The sequence below is a fragment of the Saccharothrix sp. HUAS TT1 genome (assembly GCF_040744945.1).
Taxonomy (GTDB): Bacteria; Actinomycetota; Actinomycetes; order Mycobacteriales; family Pseudonocardiaceae; genus Actinosynnema.
In genome coordinates this window covers 2649996-2672813 of sequence record NZ_CP160453.1, presented here as the reverse complement: position 1 = coordinate 2672813, position 22818 = coordinate 2649996, and the positions used below count along the sequence as shown (strand labels likewise).

Sequence of the window (22818 nt, the reverse complement as noted above, 5' to 3'; positions counted from 1 at the left end):
CGTCACTTCTCGGCCGGAGCGGGCCGGTTGACCTTCACCGACTCCTGCCCGACCTGGTCGGCGTCCATCGCGTCGGCGGGCACGTCGGCGACCGACGCACCGTTCGAGGCGCTGAACTGCTGCTTGAACGCGTTGACCGCGTCGACGATGCCCTTGGCCGTGTCGTCCGACAGCTTCTTGGACTCGCGGATGTCGGACAGGATCACGTCGTGGCCGCGGCGCACGTGGTTCAGGAACTCCGACTCGAAGCGGCGGACGTCGCCCACCGGGATGTCGTCGTAGTGGCCGTTCGTGCCGAGGTAGATCGAGACGACCTGCTCCTCGACCGGGACCGGCGAGTACTGGCCCTGCTTCAGCAGCTCGACCAGGCGGGCGCCGCGGTCCAGCTGGGCGCGCGAGGCCGCGTCGAGGTCCGAGGCGAAGGCGGAGAACGCCTCCAGCTCGCGGAACTGCGACAGGTCCAGGCGCAGCGAGCCGGCGACCGTCTTCATCGCCTTGGTCTGCGCGGCGCCACCGACGCGGGAGACCGAGATACCCACGTTGACGGCCGGGCGCACACCGGCGTTGAACAGGTCGGACTCCAGGAAGCACTGGCCGTCGGTGATCGAGATGACGTTGGTCGGGATGTACGCCGACACGTCGTTGGCCTTGGTCTCGATGATCGGCAGACCGGTCATCGAGCCGCCGCCCATGTCGTCGGACAGCTTCGCGCAGCGCTCCAGCAGGCGCGAGTGCAAGTAGAAGACGTCGCCGGGGTAGGCCTCGCGGCCCGGCGGGCGGCGCAGCAGCAGCGAGATGGCGCGGTACGCCTCCGCCTGCTTGGTCAGGTCGTCGAAGATGATCAGGACGTGCTTGCCCTGGTACATCCAGTGCTGGCCGATGGCCGAGCCGGTGTAGGGCGCGAGCCACTTGAAGCCGGCCGAGTCGGACGCGGGGGCGGCGACGATGGTGGTGTACTCCAGCGCGCCCGCCTCCTCCAGCGCGGACTTGACGCCCGCGATGGTGGAGCCCTTCTGGCCGATGGCCACGTACACGCAGCGGACCTGCTGCGTCGGGTCGCCCGACTCCCAGGCCTTCTTCTGGTTGATGATCGTGTCGATGCAGACCGCGGTCTTGCCGGTCTTGCGGTCGCCGATGATCAGCTGGCGCTGACCGCGGCCGATCGGGGTCATCGAGTCGATCGCCTTGATGCCGGTCTGCATCGGCTCGCTCACCGGCTGCCGCTGCAGCACGGAGGCGGCCTGCAGCTCCAGGGCGCGGTTGTCGTCGGCCACGATGTCGCCCAGGCCGTCGATCGGCTGGCCGAGCGGGTTGACCACGCGACCGAGGAAGCCGTCCCCAACGGGCACGGAGAGCACCTGGCCGGTCCGCTTGACCTCCTGGCCCTCTTCGATCTTGTCGAAGTCGCCCAGGATGACCGCGCCGATCTGGCGGACTTCCAGGTTCAGGGCCACGCCGAGCACGCCGCCGGGGAACTCCAGCAGCTCGTTGGTCATGGTGCCGGGCAGACCCTCGACGATGGCGATGCCGTCGTAGGTCTCCGCGACGACGCCGACCTCTTCCCGGCTGACTTCCGGGGAGTAGGTCGAGACGTACTTCTCGATCGCACTGCGGATCTCGTCCGACGAGATCGTCAGCTCCGCCATGTCGTTCCTGCTCTCACTTCGTTCTGGGAAAGGGGCTTGTGGGCCGCGGTTCCGATTCGGTCAGCCGGCGAGATCGCGGCGCAGGGACGCCAGCCGACCGGCCACGCTTCCGTCGATGACCTCGTCGCCGATCTTGATCAGCAGACCACCGCGCAGCGTGGGGTCCACCTCCACGTGCAGCGCGATCGGCCTGGAGTAGATCCGGGTCAGCGTGGCTTCGAGGCGGTCCTGCTGCGCCGCGTCCAGCTCGACAGCAGAACGGACGTACGCGACGGAACGTTCCCGGCGCTTGGCCGCGAGCGAGGCCAGCTCGCCCAGGCCGTTGACGACCCCCTGGCCGCGCGGCTCGCGGACGAGCTGCTCGACCAGGGTCTTGGTGGTCTGGTCCACCTTGCCCGCGACGAGGCCGTCGACCAGCGCGACCTTGCCGGCGGGCTCGGCCGCCGGGTCGGACAGCGCCAGCTCCAGCTCGTGGTTGGCCGCGATGATGCGGCCGAGCCGGAACAGCTCGTCCTCGACCGAGTCGAGCCTGCCGTCCCGCTCCGCCCGCACCAGCAGCGTGGTGCGGGCCAGCGACTCGATGCCGTCGACCAGCTCGCGGGGGCTGGACCAGCGGACGGTGACGACCGTGGCCAGCACCTGCAGCGTCTCGTCGGAGACCTTGCCGGCGAGCAGGCCGCGCAGCAGCTGCTCGCGGGACGCGGGCTCCGAGGAGTTGTCGGCCATCGCGCGGCGCAGCGCGGGCTGCGCCGACAGCAGGCTCACGGCCGCGAACAGCTCGCTGCCCAACTTCGCCAAGGACTGGCTGGCGGTGGGGCCGGTCGTGCCGTCGACGACCTCCAGCAGCCGCAGTTCGGCGGCGGCCAGGGCGTCACGGCTGGCGGCGTGCAGCGTCATCGGCGTTCCCTCACTTGGCGGCCGGAGCCGACGTGCCGTCGAGCTCGGAGAGGAAGCGGTCGACGGTGCCCCGACGGCGCACCTCGTCCTCCAGCGACTCGCCGACGACCCGGTCCGCCAGGTCGATGGCCAGCCTGCCCAGCTCGCCGCGCAGCTCCGCGACGATCTGCGCGCGCTGCGTCTCCAGCTGGGTCTGCCCCTGCGCGATGATCCGCGAGGACTCCTCCTGCGCCTTGGCGCGCAGCTCGCTGATGATCTGCTCGCCCTCGATGCGGGCGTCGTCGCGGATGCGGGCCGCCTCGGCGCGAGCCTCGGCCAGCTGCGCCCGGTACTGCTCCAGGGCCTCCTGGGCCTGGGCCTGGGCCTGCTCCGCCTTCTCGATGCCGCCTTCGATCTTCGCCGCACGCTCCGCGTACAGCGCCTCGAACCGCGGGGACACGTACTTCTTCATGACCCACAGCAGGAGGAGGAAGGCGATGAGGCCGATGATGACCTCGGAGAGGTGCGGCACGACCGGGCTCGGCTCGCCCTCGGCCGCGAGGATCATGGTGTTCAGCACGGCGTCTCCCTACGCGCTCAGTCGGTGATCAGGCCGTCGAAGCGAGGAAGTAGAGAACCAGACCGATCAGCGCGAGGACCTCGACGAGCACGAACGTCGTCCACGCGATGCTCATGAGCGGGCCGCGCGCTTCCGGCTGCCGGGCGGTGCCGTTGATGACGGCGGCCCAGATCAGACCCACGCCGATGCCGGGGCCGATCGCGCCCAGGCCGTAGCCGATGAGGGCCAGACCCGGGTTGATGTTCGCGGCTTCCTGCGCAAGAACGATAGCGCTCACTTTGTGCATTCCCTTCAACTTCGGTCCGCGGTAACTGCGGATCGGAGGCTTTTTGTCGTGGTACCGATCAGTGGTCGGACGCGAGCGCCATACCGATGTAGCTGGCGGACAGCAGGGCGAAGATGTACGCCTGGATGACCTGGACCAGCGCCTCGAGGAACGTCATCGCGATGGCGAAGGCGAACGAGACCAGCGAGATCGGCTTGAACAGCGCGGACGCCTCGAGCAGCAGGAACTCCCCCGCCAGGGTGAACACCAGCAGGATGAGGTGACCGGCGAACATGGCCGCGAACACCCGGATCGCCAGCGTGATCGGGTTCATGATGAACTTCGAGAAGAACTCGATCGGCGTCAGCAGCAGGTAGATCGGCTTCGGCGCGCCGGGCGGCATGAGCTGGTTCTTGAGGTAGCCGGCGAAACCGTGCCGCTTGAACCCGACGTAGTGGTAGACCGGGTAGACCACCAGGACCGAGAGCGCCAACGGGAAGCCGATGTGCGACATGGTCGGGAACTGCACCAGCGGGATGATCCCGAAGATGTTGTTCACCAGGATGAACGTGAACAGGCTGAGGATCAGCGGCACGAAGGGCTGGAAGTCCTTGCCACCGATCTGCTCCCGGGCGATCGTGTTCCGGCCGATGTCGTACAGGGACTCGGCCATGAACTGGAACTTGCTGGGAACCAGCTTGAAGCTCCGCGTCGCCAGCAGGAAGAACACTGCGATGATGATGACCGACAGGACGACCAGCACCATCGGCTTGGTGACGCCACCGAAGATCGGCGGCAAGAAGAAGTCCTTCGCGCCGGGGGGGACGAACTCGCCACCCTCGGCCAGCACCAGGTTGGTCACTGTCTTCCTTCCGGTTCTCCCGGCCGGCGTTCACTCCGCCGGGGGAATCGTCACGATCGGGACTAAACGTACCTCACGCGCCACAGCCGCCTGCCGGGAGGCACCACCTGCGTCCATCAGGACGTGGGCGCCTCCCTGTCGCGCGCACCATACCAACCGGTAGGCGGGCGTTCGCGACCGGCCCTAGGGCTGCTGAGCTGCGGGGATCACGTTCGGGAGCCGGGTGCGGCGGGACGCGATCGCCTCGGCGGCGGCGGTGGCCACGATCATCGCGATCATGGTGAAGGCGAGGGCCCGGGGGTGCAGCCCGGGGACGTCCCTCAGCAGCATCATCACACCGAGCAGGATCAGCATCTTGACCACGAAACCGCCCAGCGCGGCGGCCATCACCAGGTGGACGTCGAGCGCCGCCGTGCGGCGCATCGCCCAGAGGGTGGCCAGCGAGGAGGCGCCGACGACGAGGCCGCCGACCAGCGCGCCCAGCGCGCCGTCGAGGCCGTAGAAGAAGGAGGAGACGGCGATCCCCAGCAGCGCGGTCGGGATCGCGGCCCAGAGCGCGCCACGGGACATCGCACGGGCCGTGATCCGCACAACGTCCTCGTGGGTCTTCGGCTCGGGGCTGGCGCTCATTCCGTCGATTGTAGACAGGGGCCTTCCCGGCGCGTCGGCGGCCGTCAGGAGCGCCGGACCTCGCGCAGCCGGGGGATCGCCGAGACCAGCAGCGCCAGCAGCAGGCAGATGCCGAAGCACCACACCACCACGACGACGTCGAACATCGTCAGCGCCACCGCGCCGAACGCCAGCACGCCCGCCCACAAGTAGATGAGCAGCACGGCGCGGCGCTGGGAGTGGCCGATCTCCAGCAGCCGGTGGTGCAGGTGCATCTTGTCCGCGGAGAACGGGCTCTCGCCGCGCCGGGTGCGCCGCACCACGGCCATCAGCAGGTCCAGCAGCGGCACGAACAGCACGGCCGCCACCACGACCAGCGGCGAGAGCAGGCCGAGGACGTCGGTGGCGCGCACCGACTCGTAGTTGATCTTGCCGGAGGCGGAGATGGTGGCCGCGGCGAGCATCAGGCCGATCAGCATCGAGCCGGAGTCGCCCATGAAGATCCGGGCCGGGTTGAAGTTGTGCGGCAGGAAGCCGAGGCACGCGCCGGCCAGCGTGGCGGCGATCAGGGCGGGCGGGTACGCGCCGACGTCACCGCCGTTGTTGGCCAGCAGACCGATGGAGAACACGCAGGTGGCGGCGGCGGCGATGAGGCCGATGCCGGCGGCGAGGCCGTCCAGGCCGTCCACGAAGTTCATCGCGTTGACCATGGTGACGGCCAGCAGCACGCTCAGGATCGCGCCCTGGTTCTGGTCCAGCGACAGCAGCGAGCCGGTGCCCTCGCCGTCGTCGCCCCACGGCACCCAGAACAGCAGCCACTGCAGGCCGAACAGCACCAGGATGCCCGCGGCGGTGACCTGGCCCGCGAGCTTGGTCAGCGAGTCCAGCTCGAACCGGTCGTCCAGCACGCCGACGAGCACGATCACGCCGCCGCCCACGATCACCGCGTACGGGTCGTAGGAGAAGTCGAACGCCGAGCGCAGCACCGGCAGCTGGTGGGCGAGCAGCATGCCGCCCAGCACGCCGCCGTACATGGCGAGCCCGCCCATCCGGGGCATGGGCTTGACGTGCACGTCGCGCTGGCGGGGGTAGGCGACCGCGCCGATCCGGAACGCCAGCACGCGCACCAGGCCGACGAGCAGGAACGTCACGACCGCGGCGGTCAGCGCGACGAGCAGGTACTCCCGGACGGGGAGGACGTTGGACACGGCAGGCAACTGGCCCACGGCAGGCTAGCCCCTCGGCGATGGGGTGTCGGGTGGATCTTGCACGGGTGGTTCGTGCGGCAGGACCACCACGCTACTCCGATCGGGAAGATCCACTAGCGCGCGACCCCGACTTCGACGCCGAGCGCCTTGGACACCTCGGCGACCGGCACCGCGCCCTCGCGCAGCACGACCGGGTCCGGGCCGGTCAGGTCGACGATGGTGGAGGCGACGTTCTCCGCCGCCGGCCCGCCGTCGAGGTAGACGCCGACCTCCTCGCCGAGCTGGTCCCACGCCTCCTGCGCGGTGCCCGCGGGCGGGAAGCCGGACTTGTTCGCGCTGGAGACCGCCATCGGGCCGACGTCGCGCAGCAGTTCGAGGGCGACCGGGTGCAGCGGCATGCGCAGCATCACCGTGCCGCGGGTGTGACCGAGGTCCCACGCCAGCGACGGCGCGTGCGGCAGGACGAGCGACAGGCCGCCCGGCCAGAACGCCTCGATCAGCGCGCGGGCCTGCCGGGGCACGCCGAGGACCAGGCCGTCGATGGTGGTCCAGGAGCCGACCAGCACCGGGACGGGCATGTCCGGGCCGCGGCCCTTGGCCTCCAGCAGCGCGCGGACGGCGGAGGCGTCGAACGCGTCGCAGCCGATGCCGTAGACCGTGTCGGTGGGGAGGACCACGAGGCGCCCGGATCGCACCGCGCCCGCGGCGGCGGCGAGACCTGCCGCCCGGTCGACCTGGACGCTGCAGTCGTAGACCGTGCTCACCCTGCTGATCCAAGCACAGGGCGGTGGAGGGCGGCGGCGGAGGTCGGCGGTGCGAGGAGCGGGGTCAGCGTCGGCGGGCGGTGTCCGCGTCCACCGACCACTGGCGCTTGCGGTGGGTGAGCACGAAGCCGAACACCAGCGCCCCGCCGACCAGCACGCCCGCCGCCGTCACCACCCGGTCCCCGATCGCGCCCCCGACGAACGGCAGCACCAGCACCGCCAGGCCGACCGCGGCCGCCGTCACCACGTCCGGTTCGACCCAGCGCCAGCGCCGGGCCACCGCCAAGCGCTGCCGCAGGTCGGTGGCGAACCCGGTCAGCTCCGGGTGCGGGCTGAGCGCGACGATCTCGTCGGCCAGCGCGCGGCACTCGGCCTCCTGGCGCGCGCCGGTGACGACGAGCCTGCCGTCGGGGGCGACGTCCCGGACCTCGGCGGTGCGGGCGGCCAGGGCGGCGGCCAGGTGGGTGCGCAGCAGGTCGTCCGCGCGCGGGCCGCCGCCGAGGTCGAGCTGGCCGCGGACGGCTTCGACGGCGGGGAGGCTGTCGTCCAGGGCCGTGCCGAGCGCGGTCGCCGAACGGGTGAGGCGGAGGCGGTCGTGCTCGGTGAGGCCGGTCGGGTCGAACGGGCGCGCGAGGTGGCCGGCGAGCCATTCCCTCAGTTCGCTCCACTCGTTCGGGCCATTGACAGCCATCGCGGGTTCTCCGATTTACTCGGCGGAGCGTTGACGTCCAGGATATCCCGATGGTGAGGCGCCCGGTGAGTGCCAGGAACCAGCTCGGCGCCCTCCCGCTGGCGTTGTCGTTCGCGGCTCTGTACGTCGTCGTGGCGGGGGCGGCCGGCTATTCGGCGCTGGACGCGCCCGACCCCACCGCCGTCGCGGCTGCCCCGACGCTCCCGGTGATCACCACGACGACCACGACGACCACCGTCGCGCCCACGACCACCACCACGAGCACTGCCGCGCTCCCCCCGGACCTGCGACGCCTGGAGGCGCCGGGCGGCCTCACCACGGCGATCCCGGCGGACTGGGAGGTCGGTCCCGGCACGGTCGCCACCACCCTGGTCGCCACCGACCCGACGGCACCGCGCCGCGAGGTGCGGCTGGGCGGCGCGCCGGTGACCGATCCGGCGAAACCGCTGCTGGACCGCATCACCGGGGCCGCCGCGGAGCGCGAGCGGGAACCGGGCCACCGCCGGGTGGCGCTGACGGCGACGACGATCCGGAACCACCCGGCGGTCAGCTGGGAGTTCGACGAGAACGCCGCGAACCGGGTGGCGACCGCGTTCTGGGAGGCGAACGGCGTGGAGTACGTCCTGTACTCCGCGGGGCCGCCGGAGGAGTGGGACCTGACGAAGTCGCGGCTGGCCGGGATGGTCGAGCGGGCCACCCCCTGACCCGGCGCCGGACGAACGCCGCCAGACCCTCGGCAGGCACGCCGCCAGACCCGGCGCGCAACCGCTGAACGCCGCCAGACCCGGCGGACAGCCGCCGAACGCCGTCAGACCCGGCGCGCGGTCGCGAAGCGGGGGCGGCCGGCCAGGTCGCGGTGGTCGGCCACGTCGGTCAGCACGCGGCGGGCGGCGAGCAGGGCCGGGACCGTCGAGCCCTGCGTGTCGTCGTGCTCGATCGCCACGTGCCCGCCCGGCTTGAGCAGGCGCGCGGCCAGGGTGACGACGTGCTTGACCACGTCCAGCCCGTCCTCGCCGCCGAACACCGCCTGCCGCGGGTCGTGGTCGGCGACCTCCGGCTGCACCTCGGTCCCGTCCGGCACGTACGGCGGGTTGCACAGCACCAGGTCGACCCGGCCGTCCAGGTCGGACAGCACGTCCGGCGCGGTCACGTCGCCCGCGTGCAGCGTGATCGGGGTGTCGCCGGCGGCGGCGCGGGCGTCGGCGTTGCGCCGCGCCCAGGCCAGCGCGGCCGGGTCGCGCTCGACCGCGTGCACGGACGCGCGGGGCAGCCGGTGCGCCGCCGCGAGCGCCAGCGCGCCGGAACCCGTGCACAGGTCCACCACCACCGACCCCTCCGGTTCCACAGTGGACAGGCCCCACTCCAGCAGCAGCTCGGTCTCCGGGCGCGGCACGAACACCCCCGGGCCCACCTCCAGGTCGACGCCGCCCAGGTGCGACCAGCCGGTGATGTGCTGCAGCGGCACGCGCGTCATGCGCCGCCGCACGACCTTGTGCAGCGCGTCCACCACCGGCGGGTCGACCAGCGGGATCAGGGCGAGCCGCGACCGCTCGACGCCGAGCACGTGCGCCGCCAGCAGCTCGGCGTCCACCCGCGGGCTGTCGACACCCGCCGCGGCCAGCAGGCGTTCCGCTTCGATGATGGCCGGCCGCAGCGGGTGTCGGGTCATGCCGCCCAGGGTAGGCGGATCAGAAGTTGATCATGTGCCCGGCCAGGCCGTGCACCGCTTCCTTGACCGCCTCGCCCAGCGTCGGGTGCGCGTGCACGTTGCGCGCCACCTCGTGCACGGTCAGGTCCCACTGCTGCGCCAGCGTCAGCTCCGGCAGCAGCTCGGTCACGTCCGGCCCGATCAGGTGACCGCCCAGCAGCTCGCCGTACTTCGCGTCGCTGATCAGCTTCACGAAGCCGGCCGAGTCGCCGATGCCGTGCGCCTTGCCGTTCGCGGTGAACGGGAACTTCGCCACCCGGACGTCGAAGCCCTTCTCCCGGGCCTGCGCCTCGGTCCAGCCGAACGACGCGATCTGCGGCTGGCAGTAGGTGGCGCGCGGGATCATCACGTAGTCCAGCTCCATGGTCTCCGCGCCCGCGATGGTCTCCGCGGCGATGATGCCCATGGACTCGGCGGCGTGCGCGAGCATCAGCTTCGCGGTCACGTCGCCGATGGCGAAGATGTTGTCCACGGTCGTGCGGCACCGGCTGTCGACGGCGATCGCGCCGCGCTCGGTGAGCTGCACGCCGGTCTTCTCCAGCCCGTAGCCCTCGACCCGCGGCTGGAAGCCGATGGCCTGCATGACCTTGTCGGCCTCCAGGACCTCCTGCGCGCCGTCCTTGGACACCGTCACGCGCACCTTCGGGCCGGAGTCGTCGATGGACTCGACCCGGGTGGACGTCCGCACGTCGATGCCGAGCTTCTTGTAGCGCTTGGCCAGCTCCGCCGACACCTCGGCGTCCTCCAGCGGCACCACCCGGTCGAGGAATTCGACGATGGTGACCTTCACGCCGTAGTTGTGCAGCACGTAGGCGAACTCGACGCCGATGGCGCCCGCGCCCGCGATGACGATGCTCCCGGGCAGGTCCTCGGACAGGATCTGCTCCTCGTACGTCACCACCCGCTCGGACAGCTCCGTCCCCGGCAGGAGGCGGGTCGTCGCGCCCGCCGCGATGATCGCGTTGGTGAACGTGACGGTCTCGTCACCCACCTGGATGGTGTTCGCGTCGAGGAAGGTCCCCCGACCGTTGTACTCGGTGATGCCGTTCTTCTTCATCAGGAAGTGCACGCCCTTGACGCGCCCGTCCGCGACCTTGCGGCTGCGCTGGTAGGCGGCGCCGTAGTCGAACTTCACCGAGCCGTCGACCTGGATGCCGTAGGCCTTCTGCTCGTGCGTGAACAGGTGCGCGAGCTCCGCGTTGCGCAGGAGCGCCTTCGACGGGATGCAGCCCACGTTCAGGCACACCCCGCCCCAGTAACGCTCCTCGATGACCGCCGTCTTCAGCCCCAGCTGGGCCGCCCGGATCGCGGCGACGTACCCGCCTGGCCCCGCACCGAGGACCACGACGTCAAAGTGTGCGCTCATGAACGACACATTAGGTGCCCAGTTGGTCCGACAAGAACTCAACGGTCCGCCGCCACGCGTCGGCGCGGGCGGCGGCCGTGGCGGCGGGCGTGCCACCCGTGGCGAACCGCACACCGGGCCCCGGGACGACGTCCTCGACGGCCGGTCGGTGCGGCGGGCCCGCGATCAGGTGTCCTGCCTCGGGGTACACCACGCGCTCGTGCCGGTGCGGGTGCCCCGCCTCGGTGAGCCTGCGCCAGGCGACCTCGCTCAGCGCCTCGCACGGCCACAGCCCGTCACGGCCCGATGAGAGGAGCAACACACCGCCGTCGATCCGCTCGACCGGGATCTCGGTGTCCTCCGGGATGCCGTCGGCGAAGTCGTACGCGAGCCGCAGCGGCACCGGTTCGCCGTCCACCACCAGGCGGCGCAGCTCGTCCGGGACCGAGTACGGCAGGTAGGGCAGCGGCCTGCCGCGGAACGTCCAGGACGCGGCTTCGTGCTCCAGCTTCTGCGACAGCCGTCGGCCCGGTCCGACGCACTGCGTCACCACTCCGCTGCCGACCACGCTCACCACGGCCTTGACCTGCGGGAACGTCGCCCCGATCAGCAACGCGGCCTCACCGCCGCGCGAACCGCCGACGATGCCGACGGGACCGGTCCGCGCGCCGAGCCGGTCCAGCGCCGCGCCGAAGTACTCCAGCGGGATCTCGACCAGGTCGTCCGGCACGCCCGGCGCGCCGAAGTAGGCGAGCGCGAGCGCCGCGAACCCGTGCCCGGCGAGCAGCGCGGCGTCGTCCTCGCGCAGCCCGCCCTCGGACCCGCCGAGCACCACCACTCCGGGGTGGGTGGCGTCGTCGTCCGGCTCGAACAGCACGCCGACCAGGCCGTCCTCGGCGACCTCGGTCCGCCGCACCCCTCCGGGCACCGCCGACCGGTGCAGCTCGACCTCGCCGACGCCGACGACCTCGACCAGCGTCGGGCCCGGGTCCTCGCCCGTCCGGGTCATGGACCAGAACAACCCCATCGGGTCCACACCGGTGTAGCTGCCCCCGACCGGCGCGTGCCTGGTCAGGTCCACGACGCCGCGGTCGTCGGCCAGGAAGGCCGCCGCCGCCGCCCGGTCGCCGGTCGACGCGCGGACGGTGACCCGTTCACCCGGTGGGAGGTCGACCACCCGGATGTCGATCGCGGTGTCCAACGGGGCGCTCTGCGGGTTCACCAGGATCTCCGCCATCGCGCGCCCCTCTCGTCGTCACCCTCCGGCGAGCCGTTCCGCGCGGTCCGCCGCCGCCAACGCGTCCAGCACCGCGTCCAGGTCGCCGTCGAGCACCTGGTCCAGGTTATGGGCTTTGTACCCGACCCGGTGGTCGGAGATGCGCGATTCCGGGAAGTTGTAGGTCCGCACCCGCTCCGAGCGGTCCACCGTGCGGATCTGGTTGCGCCGGGCGTCCGACGCCTCCTGCTGCTGCTTCTCCTCGGCCAGCGCGGTCAGCCTGGCCTGGAGCACCTGCATGGCGCGCGCCTTGTTCTGCAGCTGGCTGCGCTCGTTCTGGCAGGACACCACGATGCCGGTCGGCAGGTGCGTGATGCGCACCGCCGAGTCGGTCGTGTTGACGCTCTGCCCGCCCTTGCCCGACGAGCGGAACACGTCCACCCGCAGGTCGTTCTCGTCGATCTCGACCTCGACGTCCTCGGTCTCCGGGAACACCAGGACACCGGCGGCGGAGGTGTGGATGCGGCCCTGCGACTCGGTCACCGGCACCCGCTGCACGCGGTGCACGCCGCCCTCGTACTTCAGCCGCGACCACACGCCGTCCGGGCCGTCGGTGCGGCTCTTGATGGCCACCGTGACGTCCTTGAAGCCGCCCAGGTCGGAGTCGGTGCCGTCGAGCACTTCGGCCTTCCACCCGTGCCGTTCGGCGTACCGCAGGTACATCCGCAGCAGGTCGCCCGCGAACAGGGCCGACTCCTCGCCGCCCTCGCCGGACTTGATCTCCAGCACGACGTCCGCGCCGTCGTGCGGGTCGCGCGGCAGCAGCAGCTCGGTCAGCTTCGACTCCAGCGCCGGGACGGCCGCGGCCAGCTCGTCGGCCTCCTCGGCGAACGCCGGGTCCTCGGCGGCCAGCTCGCGGGCCGTCTCCAGGTCGGACTTCGCCTGCTCCAGCTCGCGGGCGGTCTTCACGATCGGGGTCAGCTCGGCGTAGCGCTTGCCGAGCTTGCGCGCACCCGCCTGGTCGGCGTGCACCGAGGGGTCGGCGAGCCTGGTCTCCAGCTCGGCGTGCTCGGCCAGCAGGGCGTCCAGCGTCACGATCTTGCTCCGGTCCTGGGGGTCTGCGGCATCGGTCTACGGCGTCGGCCTGCGGCGTCGGCTTGGTGCGGAGACGACAACGGCGCCCACCCGCGAACTCGGGGTGGACGCCGTTCTGGCAGCTACTTGGCGCGCTTGCCGTAGCGGGCCTCGAAGCGCGCGACCCGACCACCGGTGTCGAGGATCTTCTGCTTGCCCGTGTAGAACGGGTGGCAGTTCGAGCAGATCTCGACGTGGATGGAGCCGGACGACTTGGTGCTGCGCGTGTGGAAGGTGTTGCCGCAGTTGCAGGTGACCTCGGTCGTCACGTACTCGGGGTGAATGCCGGTCTTCAACGTCTTGTCCCTTTCCCTGGTGGCCGCCGGGTCCTCGCCACCGATCGGGCGAGGTGAACCGGAGCCGGACTCGACCCGACAGTGTGCCAGATCGGCTGTCCCCCTCTGAAACGCCAGGCAGTCGGGCGTTGTTCCCGGTGCCGGCCGTCACAGCCGCTCGCCGATGGTGGTCGACCATTCGGCGCACGAGGTGACCGTTGGACTACGGAGAGCAGCGTCAGTCGTTGCGCGGACGCCACACTTGACGGGTGTTATGCGCTGCCGGGCGACCGCTGACGTTGACCACGTGGCTGGTCCTGCCACTCCTGTTCAGCACCGCCGTCCTCGGCGTCGCCGGGGTGGCCGGCCTGCTCGTCGGCGCGCCGGGCGACCTCGCCCTGTCCAGCCCGGTGTTCGGCGCCGGCGTGGCCGTGGGCGTCGCGGCGTCCGGCTCGGTCCGCTGGACCGCGCCCTGGCAGCGCGTCTGGCTGCGGTGGCCGTACCTGGCGCTCGTGCTGGTCCTGGGCTCGCTGCTGCACGGCGTGCGGGTGCCCGTGCCGGCCGTCGTCGGCCTCGGCGTGCCGGTCACCGGCCTGCTGGTCACCCAGTACTTCCTCGAACGCCGCCGCACGGCCGCGCTGGTGGCGGCGGGGGCGGCGCCCGCCTCGCGCTGCTGACCGCTCCCCCGTGACGCCCGAAGGCCCGCCCGGCTGTGCTGCCGGACGGGCCTTCGGTGGTCTGGCCCGAGGTGGACCGGACCCTGATCAGTCGTTGTCCGCACCCGGGGTGGTCTTGGCGACCTGCATCAGGAACTCGATGTTCGTGCGGCTCTTGCGCAGGCGGTCCAGCAGCAGGTCGATGGCCTGCTGGCTGTCCAGGGCGTGCAGCACCCGGCGCAGCTTGTGCATGACCGCCAGCTCGTCCGGCGAGAGCAGCAGGTCTTCCTTGCGGGTGCCGGACGAGTCGACGTCCACCGCCGGGAAGGTCCGCTTGTCCGCGATCTTCCGGTCGAGCTTGAGCTCGGCGTTGCCGGTGCCCTTGAACTCCTCGAAGATCACGCTGTCACCCGCGGACCCGGTCTCGACCAGGGCCGTCGCGATGACGGTGAGGCTGCCGCCGCCCTCGATGTTGCGGGCCGCGCCGAGGAACCGCTTCGGCGGGTACAGCGCGGTCGAGTCGACACCACCGGACAGGATGCGGCCGCTCGCGGGGGCCGCGAGGTTGTAGGCACGACCCAGCCGGGTGATCGAGTCCAGCAGCACGACCACGTCGTGACCCATCTCGACCAGGCGCTTCGCCCGCTCGATGGCCAGCTCCGAGATCGTGGTGTGGTCCGACGGCGGGCGGTCGAAGGTGGAGGCGATGACCTCGCCCTTCACCGACCGCTGCATGTCGGTGACCTCTTCGGGGCGCTCGTCCACCAGCACCACCATCAGGTGGCACTCGGGGTTGTTCTTCGTGATCGCGTTCGCGATCGACTGGAGCACCGAGGTCTTGCCCGCCTTCGGCGGCGACACGACCAGGGCGCGCTGGCCCTTGCCGATCGGCATCACCAGGTCGATGACGCGCGTGGTGAGGATGTGCGGTTCCGTTTCGAGGCGCAGGCGCTCGTTCGGGTACAGCGGCGTCAGCTTGGTGAAGTCCGGCCGGTTGCGGGACTCCTCCGGGTCGAGGCCGTTGATCTTGTCCACCCGCACCAGGGGGTTGAACTTCTGGCGCTGCTGCTCGCCGTCGCGCGGCTGCCGCACGGCGCCGATCAGGGCGTCGCCGCGGCGCAGCCCGTACTTGCGGACCAGCGACAACGACACGTAGACGTCGTTCGGCCCGGCCAGGTAGCCCGAGGTGCGGACGAACGCGTAGTTCTCCAGCACGTCGAGGATGCCCGCCACGGGCAGCAGGACGTCGTCGTCGCGCACCTCGGTGTCGGTCGACTGGCCGCCGCCGTCCTCGCCGCGGCCACCGCGACGGCGGCGGTCCCGGAAGCGGCGACCGCGACGGCCGCCGTCCTCGTCACCGTCGTCGCCGGGACCGCTCTGCTGGCGGTTGCGGTTCTGGTCGCGGTCACGGTCGCGGTCACGGCCACCGCGGTCGCCGCGGTCGTCCCGACCGCCGCGGTCCTGCCGGTCACCGCGGTTGCCGCGGTCGCCCCGGTCCTGGCGCTGTTCGCGCTGCTCGGAGCGGTCCTGCCGGTCACCGCGGTCCTGCCGGTCGGCACGCTCGCCCCGGTCGGCGCGGTCGGTCCGCTCGGCGCGGTCGATCCGGTCGGCCTGGGCCGGTCGGTCGGCACGCTCGGCGCGCTCGGCCTGGGCGGGCCGGTCGGCCTGCGGCTGGGCCTGCTGGCCGTCCGCGGCCGGCGCCTCGGGGCTGCCCGCGGGGCGGTTGGCGGAACGGCGGCGACGGTTGCCCCGACGGCCGCCCTCCTCCTCGGCGGGCCGCTCGGCCACGTCGAGCTGCTGCTGGGTCGGCTTGTCCACCGGAGCGGGGGCCTCGACGGCCTTCTCCGCCGCGGGCGCCTTCCCGGCGGCCGCCTTGGGCGCCTCGGCCTTCTTCTCGGCCTTGGGCGGCGTCGCGGCACTGCCCCGACCGGAGGTGCCGCCCTGCCGCTCCTTGATGGCGGCGATCAGGTCGCCCTTGCGGAGGCCGGCCGTGCCGGTGATACCCAGCTGACCTGCGAGTTCACGGAGTTCGGCCAGCACCATTCCAGAGAGGCCCGCGCGCTTGCGCGGCGTGGCGCTGCCGTTCGAAGGGGTGGTCAGAGCGTTCTCCTCGGCTCCGGAACTGGCAGCGGTGTCGGGAGCAGCAGGAGCTTGGCTGCTCAGTACGTCGGTGTTGGTCACACATGTCCTTCCTGACCGGGTCGCGCCTCCTACGCGACCCAGCGGACCTGCCGTCCGACGGAATGCGGTGCGGCAGTTTCGCCCCGGTTCAGGCGGACCTCGGACGGCGCGGAACGCGCACGAAAGCGGAGTCCTCCGGTACGGGACTTCGGTCACACGGCGAGCGGGTGCCTTCCAGCGTCGGCCCCGTCCATACGGCACAGAGCCAAGTCACTGGAGGAATGCGATCCGGAGCGAACGTCCGGGCACCACACCGGCGCCCGTGCGCGCGGTGACTGATGGCCCCGAGGGTAGACGCCGGTCCGGCCGGGTGCAACAACCGGGGCGCGGCGCGTCGCACCGCTCAGCCGAGTGGCGCAACCCGGACCCCGGCCAGGTCGACCGGCACCCTGCGGGCCTCGAACCCGGTCCGGTCCACCTCGGCCGGCAGCGCCCCGTCGACCGGCAGGGCCAGGACCGTGGGCCCCGCCCCGGACACCGCGGCCGGCACCCCGGCCTCCCGCAGCGACCGCACCAGGCGCGTCGTCGCAGGCCAGGCGGGCTCCCGGTACGGCTCGTGGAGCCGGTCGTCCAGCGCTTCGAGCAGCAGCGACGGGTCCGAGGTCAGCGCGTGCACGGCCAGCGCGGACCGGCCGGCGGCGAACGCCGCGTCCTCGTGCGGCACCTTCGACGGCAGCAGGCCGCGGGTGGTCTCGGTGGACGACTCCTCCGCCGGCACCAGTACGACGGGCATCACACCCGGGTGCGGGTCGACGCGGACCGCGCGGTACCGGTCACCCCGCGTCCAGGCGATCGCGACGCCGCCGAACATGGCCGCGGCGGCGTTGTCGGCGTGGCCCTCGAACTCCGCGGCGAGTTGCAACGCGCTCGTGTCCAACTCGCGACCGGCCAGGGCGAACCCGGCCGCCACCCCGGCCACGACCGCCGCCGACGACGAGCCGAGGCCGCGGGCGTGCGGGATGGCGTTGCGGCACGTCAGCCGCAGTCCCGGCACGTCGAGTCCGACCAGCCCGCAGGCCGCCCGGAACGCCCGGACGACCAGGTGGCCCTCGTCCACCGGCACCGCGCCCGCGCCCTCGCCGGAGACCTCCACGATCAGCCCGCCGCCGGTCACCTCGAACTCCAGCTCGTCGTGCAGGCCGAGCGCCAGGCCGAGCGCGTCGAACCCCGAGCCTAGGTTGGCAGTGGTGGCGGGCGCGACGACCCGCGCACCGCGGCCGACCAAGGCCGTCACGTCAGTTCCAGCGCGCTCGCCACGGCGCCGGGGTCCACCGGCACCGGCTCGACCTCGGACACGCCCAGCAGGGCGGTGTCGGGGTCCTTCAGGCCGTGCCCGGTGACCGTGCAGACGACCGTGGAGCCCTTCGGCAGCCTGCCGTCGGCGGCGGTGGCCAGCAGGCCCGCCACGCTGGTCGCGGACGCGGGCTCGACGAAGATGCCCTCGGTCGAGGCCAGCAGCCGGTACGCCTCCAGGATCTTCTCGTCCGTCACGGCCTCGAACAGGCCGCCGGACTCCTCCTTGGCCGCCACCGCGCCGGTCCACGACGCCGGGCTGCCCACCCGGATGGCGGTCGCGATCGTCTCCGGTTCCGCCACCGGCGCGCCCAGCACCAGCGGCGCGGAGCCCGCGGCCTGGAAGCCGAACATGCGCGGGGTCGACCTGGTCACGCCGTCACCGGCGTAGTCGGAGTAGCCGCGCCAGTACGCGGTGATGTTGCCCGCGTTGCCCACCGGCAGGCAGTGGACGTCGGGCGCGCGGCCGAGCACGTCGCAGATCTCCCACGCGGCGGTCTTCTGGCCGATCAGCCGCACCGGGTTGACCGAGTTCACCAGCGTGATCGGGTACTCGGCCGACGTCTTGGAGGCCAGCTCCAGGCAGTCGTCGAAGTTGCCGTCGATCTGCAGGATCCGCGCGCCGTGCGCGACCGCCTGGGCCAGCTTGCCCAGCGCGATCTTGCCCCGCGGCACGAGCACCGCGGCGGTCAGGCCCGCCTTGGCCGCGTACGCCGCCGCGCTGGCCGACGTGTTGCCGGTCGACGCGCAGATCACCGCGCGGATGCCGCTGGCCAGGGCGTGCGTCATGGCCACGGTCATGCCGCGGTCCTTGAACGAGCCGGTCGGGTTCGCGCCCTCGACCTTGATGTGGACCTCGCACCCCGTCAGCTCGGACAGGCGCTCGGCGAACACCAGCGGCGTGCCGCCCTCGTGGAGGGTGACGACCTCGGCGCCCTCGGGGAGCTGGATCCGGTCCGCGTAGGCGTGGATGATGCCGGGCCACCCCGGCCGCACCGCAGTCTGATTGTCGGCTCTGCCGACGGTCGCTTGGGCCGCCATCACTCTTCGCCTTCCACCCGCATCACGCTGACCACTTCCCGAACCACGGGCAGACCGCCGATTTTGTCCACGGTCGACCGCAGTGCCGCGTCGGTCGCGGCGTGGGTGACGATCACCAGGCTGGCGTCGTCGACCCGTCCCTCCTGCCGCACGGCCGCGATGCTCACGTCGTGCTCCGCGAACACCGCCGCCACCTGCGACAACACGCCCGCCCGGTCGGCGACGTCGAGGCTGATGTGATACCGCGTGGGCGTCTGGCCCATCGGCCGCACGGGCAGTCCCGCGTAGGCCGACTCGCGCGGGCCACGACCGCGGTGCACCAGGTTGCGGGCCACCGCGACGAGGTCGCCGAGCACCGCGCTGGCGGTCGGGGCGCCACCCGCGCCCTGGCCGTAGAACATCATCTCGCCGGCCGCGTCGGCCTCCACGAACACCGCGTTGAACGCGCCGTGCACGCCGGCCAGCGGGTGGGAGGTCGGGATCATCGCCGGGTGCACGCGCACCGAGATGCCCTCGGCGCCGTCCTGGACGACCCGCTCGCAGATGGCGAGCAGCTTCACCGTGCGGCCGAGCGCCTTGGCGGCGGCGATGTCGGCCGCGCTGACCGACGCGATGCCCTCGCGGTGCACATCGGCGGCCGTCACCCGGCTGTGGAACGCCAGGGACGCCAGGATCGCGGCCTTGGACGCGGCGTCGAAGCCGTCCACGTCGGCCGTCGGGTCCGCCTCGGCGTACCCGAGCCGGGTCGCCTCCTCCAGCGTCTCGGCGTAGCTCGCGCCGGTGGAGTCCATGCCCGAGAGGATGAAGTTCGTGGTGCCGTTGACGATGCCCATCACCCGGGTGATGCGGTCACCGGCCAGCGACTCGCGCAGCGGGCGCAGCAGCGGGATCGCGCCCGCCACGGCCGCCTCGAAGTACAGGTCCGCGCCGGAGCCGTCGGCCGCCTCGGACAGCGCCGCCGAGTGCTCGGCCAGCAGCGCCTTGTTCGCGGTCACCACCGACTTGCCCGAGCGCAGCGCGGCGAGCAGCAGCGTGCGGGTGGGCTCGATGCCGCCGATGACCTCGACCACCACGTCCACGTCGTCGGAGGCGATCAGCGCCTCGGCGTCGGTCGTCAGCAGCTCGGCGGGCACCTCGCGGTGCTTGTTCGGCTTGCGCACGGCGATGCCGACCAGCCGGACCGGCGCCCCGACCCGCGCGGTCAGGTCGGCCGCCTGGTCGGTGAGCAGCCGGACCACCTCGGTGCCGACCGTGCCGCAGCCCAGCAACGCGACCCCGATCGGTTTGCGGTCGCCCTCGTGGCTTGACACTTCTCATACCTCCAGGCGGAACAGGTCTTCCTCGGTCTCCCGGCGCAGCAGCAACCGGGCCTGGCCGTCCACGACCGCGGCGAGCGCGGGCCGGGGAAGTCGGTTGTAGCCGCTGGCCATCGAGTAGCAGTAGGCGCCGGTCGCGGCCACCGCGACCAGGTCGCCCGGCGCGAGGTCGCCGGGCAGCCAGCAGTCGCGCACGACCACGTCGCCGGACTCGCAGTGCTTGCCGACGACGCGGCACAGCACCGGCTCGACGTCCTCCGCCGAGGCCCGCGACACCAGCTTGCAGTCGTAGACCGCGTCGTAGAGGGCGGTGCGGATGTTGTCGCTCATGCCGCCGTCCACGCTCACGTACCGGCGCACCGCGCCCGCGTCGAGCTGGACGTCCTTGATGGTGCCCACCTCGTACAGCGTCACCGTGCCGGGGCCGACGATGGCCCGGCCCGGCTCGACCGCGATCTTGGGCGTCGGCAGCCCGGCGTGCTCGCACTCCTTGGCCACGATGTTGCGCAGCTGCCTGGCCAGCTCGGCGGGCGGCGGCGGGTCGTCGTCCGGGGTGTAGGCGATGCCGAGGCCGCCGCCGAGGTCGACGGTCGACACGTGGTCGAGGATCGCCTCGCCGTGCTCGTCGCGCAGGTCGGCGAGCAGCCCGACGACCCGGCGGGCGGCGACCTCGAAGCCGCTGGCGTCGAAGATCTGCGAGCCGATGTGGCTGTGCAGGCCGATCAGCCGCAGGCCCTCGGACTTGAGCACCCGGCGGGCCGCCTCGGCGGCGTCGCCGGAGGACAGCGAGAAGCCGAACTTCTGGTCCTCGTGCGCGGTGGCGATGAACTCGTGCGTGTGCGCCTCGACGCCCACCGTCACCCGGATCATCACCGGCTGCACCCGGCCGCGCTCGCGGGCCACCTGGTCCAGCCGGGCGATCTCGTGGAACGAGTCGAGCACGACCGCGCCGACACCGGCCTCGACGGCGGCGGTCAGCTCGGCCACCGACTTGTTGTTGCCGTGCAGCGCGATCCGCTCCGGCGGGAACTCCGCGCGCAGCGCGACGGCCAGCTCGCCGCCGCTGGCCACGTCGATGCTCAGGCCCTCCTCGGCGACCCAGCGGGCCACCGCGACGGACAGGAACGCCTTGGACGCGTAGTGGACGCGGGTCGGGTCGCCGAACGCCTCGGCGTGCGCCCGGCAGCGCGCCCGGAAGTCGGCCTCGTCCATCACGAACAGCGGGGTGCCGTGCTCCTCGGCGAGCTGCCGCACGTCCACGCCCGCCAGGCGCACCGCGCCGTCGTCGCCGCGCTCGGCGTTGAGCGGCCAGACCTGCGGGTGCAGCGCGTCCAGGTCGGCGGACCCGGTCGGGCGATTGCCCGCCGTGTTCGCGGGGACCACGACGTCGGCGTGCCGGGGACCGGCCGGGTGCGCGCGCATCACATGCGCTCCGGAGCGGTCACGCCCAGCAGCGCGAGGCCGTTGGCGAACACCTGGCGGGTGGCCGCGCAGAGGCTGAGCCTGGCCCGCTGGACGTCGGTGGCCTCGTCGTCGCCGCGCGGCAGCACGCGGCACTCCGGGGTGTCGTAGAACCGGTGCAAGGCGCCTGCCAACTCCTCCAGGTAACGCGCCACGCGGTGCGGTTCGCGCAGCTCACCGGCGGTGGCGACGACGCGCGGGAACTCGCCGATGGTGCGGATGAGGTCGCCCTCGCGGTCGTGCCGCAGCAGCTCGTAGGACTCGTTCGGAGCCATGCCGAGGTCGGCCGCGTTGCGCAGCACCGAGCAGATCCGCGAGTGCGCGTACTGGACGTAGAACACCGGGTTGTCGTTGCTGCGCTTGCGCAGCAGGTCGAGGTCGATGTCCAGCGACGAGTCCGCCGACGAGCGGGTCATGGCGTACCGGGCGGCGTCCACGCCCACCGCGTCCACCAGGTCCTGCATGGTGATGACGGTGCCCGCGCGCTTGCTCATCCGCACCGGCTTGCCGTCGCTGACCAGGTTCACCAGCTGGCCGATCAGCACCTCGACCGACGCCGGGTCGTCGCCCAGCGCCGCCGCGGCGGCCTTGAGCCTGCCGATGTAGCCGTGGTGGTCCGCGCCGAGCATGTAGATGCACAGGTCGAAGCCGCGCGACCGCTTGTCGACCAGGTACGCGATGTCACCGGCGATGTACGCCGGGTCGCCGTCGCTCTTGATGACCACGCGGTCCTTGTCGTCGCCGAACTCGGTGGACCGCAGCCACCAGGCGCCGTTCTCGAAGTACAGCGCGCCGGAGCCCTTCAGCTGCTCGACGGCCTTGGCGACCGCGCCGGACCGGTGCAGCGAGTCCTCGTGGAAGTAGACGTCGAAGTCCGTGCCGAAGTCGTGCAGGTCCTTCTTGATCTCCTCGAACATGGTGCCGACGCCGATCCGGCGGAACACCTCGTGCGAGTCCTCGGCGGTCAGCGCGCCCGGCTCCTGCCGCAGCACCTCGGCGGCGATGTCGCCGATGTACCCGCCCGCGTAGCCGTCCTCGGGCGCGGGCTCGCCCTTCGCGGCGGCGATCAGGGACCGGACGAACCGGTCGATCTGCGCGCCCGCGTCGTTGAAGTAGTACTCCCGGGTGACGTCGCCGCCGTTGGCGGCCAGGACGCGGCCGAGCGCGTCGCCGACCGCGGCCCAGCGGGTGCCGCCGAGGTGGATCGGGCCGGTCGGGTTCGCCGAGACGAACTCCAGGTTGATCCGGGTGCCGGCGAGCCGGTCGCCGCGACCGAACGCCTCGCCCGCCGCCAGCACGTCGCGCACGATCGCGCCCTGGGCGTCCGCGGCGAGCCGCAGGTTCAGGAAGCCGGGGCCCGCGACCTCGACCGACGAGATCGCGTCGGTGCCGGTCAGCGCGTCGGCCAGCCACCCGGCCAGGTCGCGGGAGGCCACGCCGACCTTCTTGGCGGTCTGGAGGGCGAGGTTCGTGGCGTAGTCGCCGTGCTCGGGGTTGCGGGGGCGCTCGATCGTGACCGCTGTGGGCAGGGCGGCGGGGTCGAGGCCGCGGGCGGACAGCACGTCCACGGCCGTCGCACGGACCAGTTCGGCTAGCGCAGCGGGAGTCACCCGGCAAGTCTAGGGAAGCGTTCCCGCTGGTCTCGCACGGGATGGGCGTCCCGCGAAGTGGGAACGGCAACTGTTGACGAC

Annotated in this window: 22 protein-coding genes; 2 read left to right on the top strand and 20 right to left on the bottom strand. The window is 72.2% G+C overall.

All coding sequences use genetic code 11. From position 1 onward, the window contains the following. Positions 1-2 precede the first annotated feature (2 nt). The 9 genes from atpA to AB0F89_RS13185 all read right to left on the bottom strand — a co-directional run bounded on the left by atpA (position 3) and on the right by AB0F89_RS13185 (position 7501). Positions 3-1646, bottom strand: a complete 1644-nt coding sequence (gene atpA / locus AB0F89_RS13225) for a F0F1 ATP synthase subunit alpha (protein ID WP_367135910.1) — start codon at positions 1644-1646, stop codon at positions 3-5. Between the two features lie 60 nt (positions 1647-1706). Beyond that, positions 1707-2543, bottom strand: coding sequence for a F0F1 ATP synthase subunit delta (locus AB0F89_RS13220; protein ID WP_367135908.1), 837 nt, complete (start codon positions 2541-2543; stop codon positions 1707-1709). Between the two features lie 10 nt (positions 2544-2553). Beyond that, positions 2554-3090: a F0F1 ATP synthase subunit B gene (locus AB0F89_RS13215; RefSeq protein ID WP_367138858.1), complete on the bottom strand. Its 537-nt coding sequence runs from the start codon at positions 3088-3090 to the stop codon at positions 2554-2556. A 40-nt stretch (positions 3091-3130) separates the two neighbouring features. After that, positions 3131-3379 carry an ATP F0F1 synthase subunit C gene (locus AB0F89_RS13210; RefSeq protein ID WP_367135906.1) on the bottom strand — a complete coding sequence of 83 codons (249 nt, stop codon included), beginning with the start codon at positions 3377-3379 and terminating at the stop codon, positions 3131-3133. Positions 3380-3446: 67 nt separating this feature from the next. Beyond that, positions 3447-4229 (bottom strand): F0F1 ATP synthase subunit A, encoded by a 783-nt coding sequence (gene atpB / locus AB0F89_RS13205; protein ID WP_367135904.1) that lies wholly within the window; start codon positions 4227-4229, stop codon positions 3447-3449. A 183-nt stretch (positions 4230-4412) separates the two neighbouring features. Next, positions 4413-4859 (bottom strand): hypothetical protein, encoded by a 447-nt coding sequence (locus AB0F89_RS13200; protein WP_367135902.1) that lies wholly within the window; start codon positions 4857-4859, stop codon positions 4413-4415. A gap of 44 nt (positions 4860-4903) precedes the next feature. Then, on the bottom strand, positions 4904-6064 hold the full coding sequence (locus tag AB0F89_RS13195; protein ID WP_367135900.1) for a glycosyltransferase family 4 protein: 1161 nt from the start codon (positions 6062-6064) through the stop codon (positions 4904-4906). A 95-nt stretch (positions 6065-6159) separates the two neighbouring features. Then, on the bottom strand, positions 6160-6810 hold the full coding sequence (locus tag AB0F89_RS13190; RefSeq protein ID WP_367135898.1) for an L-threonylcarbamoyladenylate synthase: 651 nt from the start codon (positions 6808-6810) through the stop codon (positions 6160-6162). A gap of 64 nt (positions 6811-6874) precedes the next feature. Continuing rightward, the gene (locus AB0F89_RS13185) at positions 6875-7501 is read right to left on the bottom strand and encodes a hypothetical protein (RefSeq protein ID WP_367135896.1); all 627 of its coding nucleotides are present in this window, start codon (positions 7499-7501) and stop codon (positions 6875-6877) included. A 65-nt stretch (positions 7502-7566) separates the two neighbouring features. Between AB0F89_RS13185 and AB0F89_RS13180 the strand changes: the two genes are divergently transcribed. Then, complete coding sequence (locus AB0F89_RS13180) at positions 7567-8205, top strand: hypothetical protein (protein ID WP_367135894.1); 639 nt, start codon at positions 7567-7569, stop codon at positions 8203-8205. A 104-nt stretch (positions 8206-8309) separates the two neighbouring features. On the opposite strand, the gene prmC is transcribed toward AB0F89_RS13180, so the two are convergent. The 5 genes from prmC to rpmE form a co-directional block, all read right to left on the bottom strand. Continuing rightward, positions 8310-9170, bottom strand: a complete 861-nt coding sequence (gene prmC, locus AB0F89_RS13175; protein WP_367135892.1) for a peptide chain release factor N(5)-glutamine methyltransferase — start codon at positions 9168-9170, stop codon at positions 8310-8312. Between the two features lie 19 nt (positions 9171-9189). Continuing rightward, complete coding sequence (lpdA, locus tag AB0F89_RS13170) at positions 9190-10575, bottom strand: dihydrolipoyl dehydrogenase (protein WP_367135890.1); 1386 nt, start codon at positions 10573-10575, stop codon at positions 9190-9192. A gap of 10 nt (positions 10576-10585) precedes the next feature. Continuing rightward, a complete protein-coding gene (locus tag AB0F89_RS13165; protein ID WP_367135889.1) occupies positions 10586-11791 on the bottom strand; it encodes an acyl-CoA thioester hydrolase/BAAT C-terminal domain-containing protein in 1206 nt (401 codons plus the stop codon). Between the two features lie 18 nt (positions 11792-11809). Then, a complete protein-coding gene (gene prfA / locus AB0F89_RS13160) occupies positions 11810-12865 on the bottom strand; it encodes a peptide chain release factor 1 (protein ID WP_367135887.1) in 1056 nt (351 codons plus the stop codon). A gap of 122 nt (positions 12866-12987) precedes the next feature. Beyond that, positions 12988-13200: a 50S ribosomal protein L31 gene (rpmE, locus tag AB0F89_RS13155; RefSeq protein ID WP_367135886.1), complete on the bottom strand. Its 213-nt coding sequence runs from the start codon at positions 13198-13200 to the stop codon at positions 12988-12990. Positions 13201-13448: 248 nt separating this feature from the next. Here rpmE and AB0F89_RS13150 point away from each other — a divergent pair, with 248 nt between their 5' ends. Next, positions 13449-13856, top strand: a complete 408-nt coding sequence (locus AB0F89_RS13150) for a hypothetical protein (RefSeq protein WP_367135885.1) — start codon at positions 13449-13451, stop codon at positions 13854-13856. An 87-nt stretch (positions 13857-13943) separates the two neighbouring features. Here the strand turns inward: AB0F89_RS13150 and rho are convergent, their stop codons facing one another. The 6 genes from rho to argS form a co-directional block, all read right to left on the bottom strand. Beyond that, positions 13944-16016, bottom strand: a complete 2073-nt coding sequence (rho, locus tag AB0F89_RS13145; protein ID WP_367135884.1) for a transcription termination factor Rho — start codon at positions 16014-16016, stop codon at positions 13944-13946. 343 nt (positions 16017-16359) lie between these two features. Next, the gene (thrB, locus tag AB0F89_RS13140) at positions 16360-17250 is read right to left on the bottom strand and encodes a homoserine kinase (RefSeq protein ID WP_367135883.1); all 891 of its coding nucleotides are present in this window, start codon (positions 17248-17250) and stop codon (positions 16360-16362) included. Continuing rightward, a complete protein-coding gene (gene thrC, locus AB0F89_RS13135) occupies positions 17247-18350 on the bottom strand; it encodes a threonine synthase (protein WP_367135882.1) in 1104 nt (367 codons plus the stop codon). Before thrC ends, thrB begins: the two co-directional genes overlap by 4 nt. Beyond that, complete coding sequence (locus tag AB0F89_RS13130; protein ID WP_367135881.1) at positions 18350-19660, bottom strand: homoserine dehydrogenase; 1311 nt, start codon at positions 19658-19660, stop codon at positions 18350-18352. The genes thrC and AB0F89_RS13130 overlap by 1 nt, the downstream gene beginning before the upstream one ends. 3 nt (positions 19661-19663) lie before the next feature. Continuing rightward, positions 19664-21088: a diaminopimelate decarboxylase gene (gene lysA, locus AB0F89_RS13125; RefSeq protein WP_367135880.1), complete on the bottom strand. Its 1425-nt coding sequence runs from the start codon at positions 21086-21088 to the stop codon at positions 19664-19666. Then, positions 21088-22737 (bottom strand): arginine--tRNA ligase, encoded by a 1650-nt coding sequence (gene argS, locus AB0F89_RS13120; protein WP_367135878.1) that lies wholly within the window; start codon positions 22735-22737, stop codon positions 21088-21090. The genes lysA and argS overlap by 1 nt, the downstream gene beginning before the upstream one ends. Positions 22738-22818: the final 81 nt, after the last annotated feature.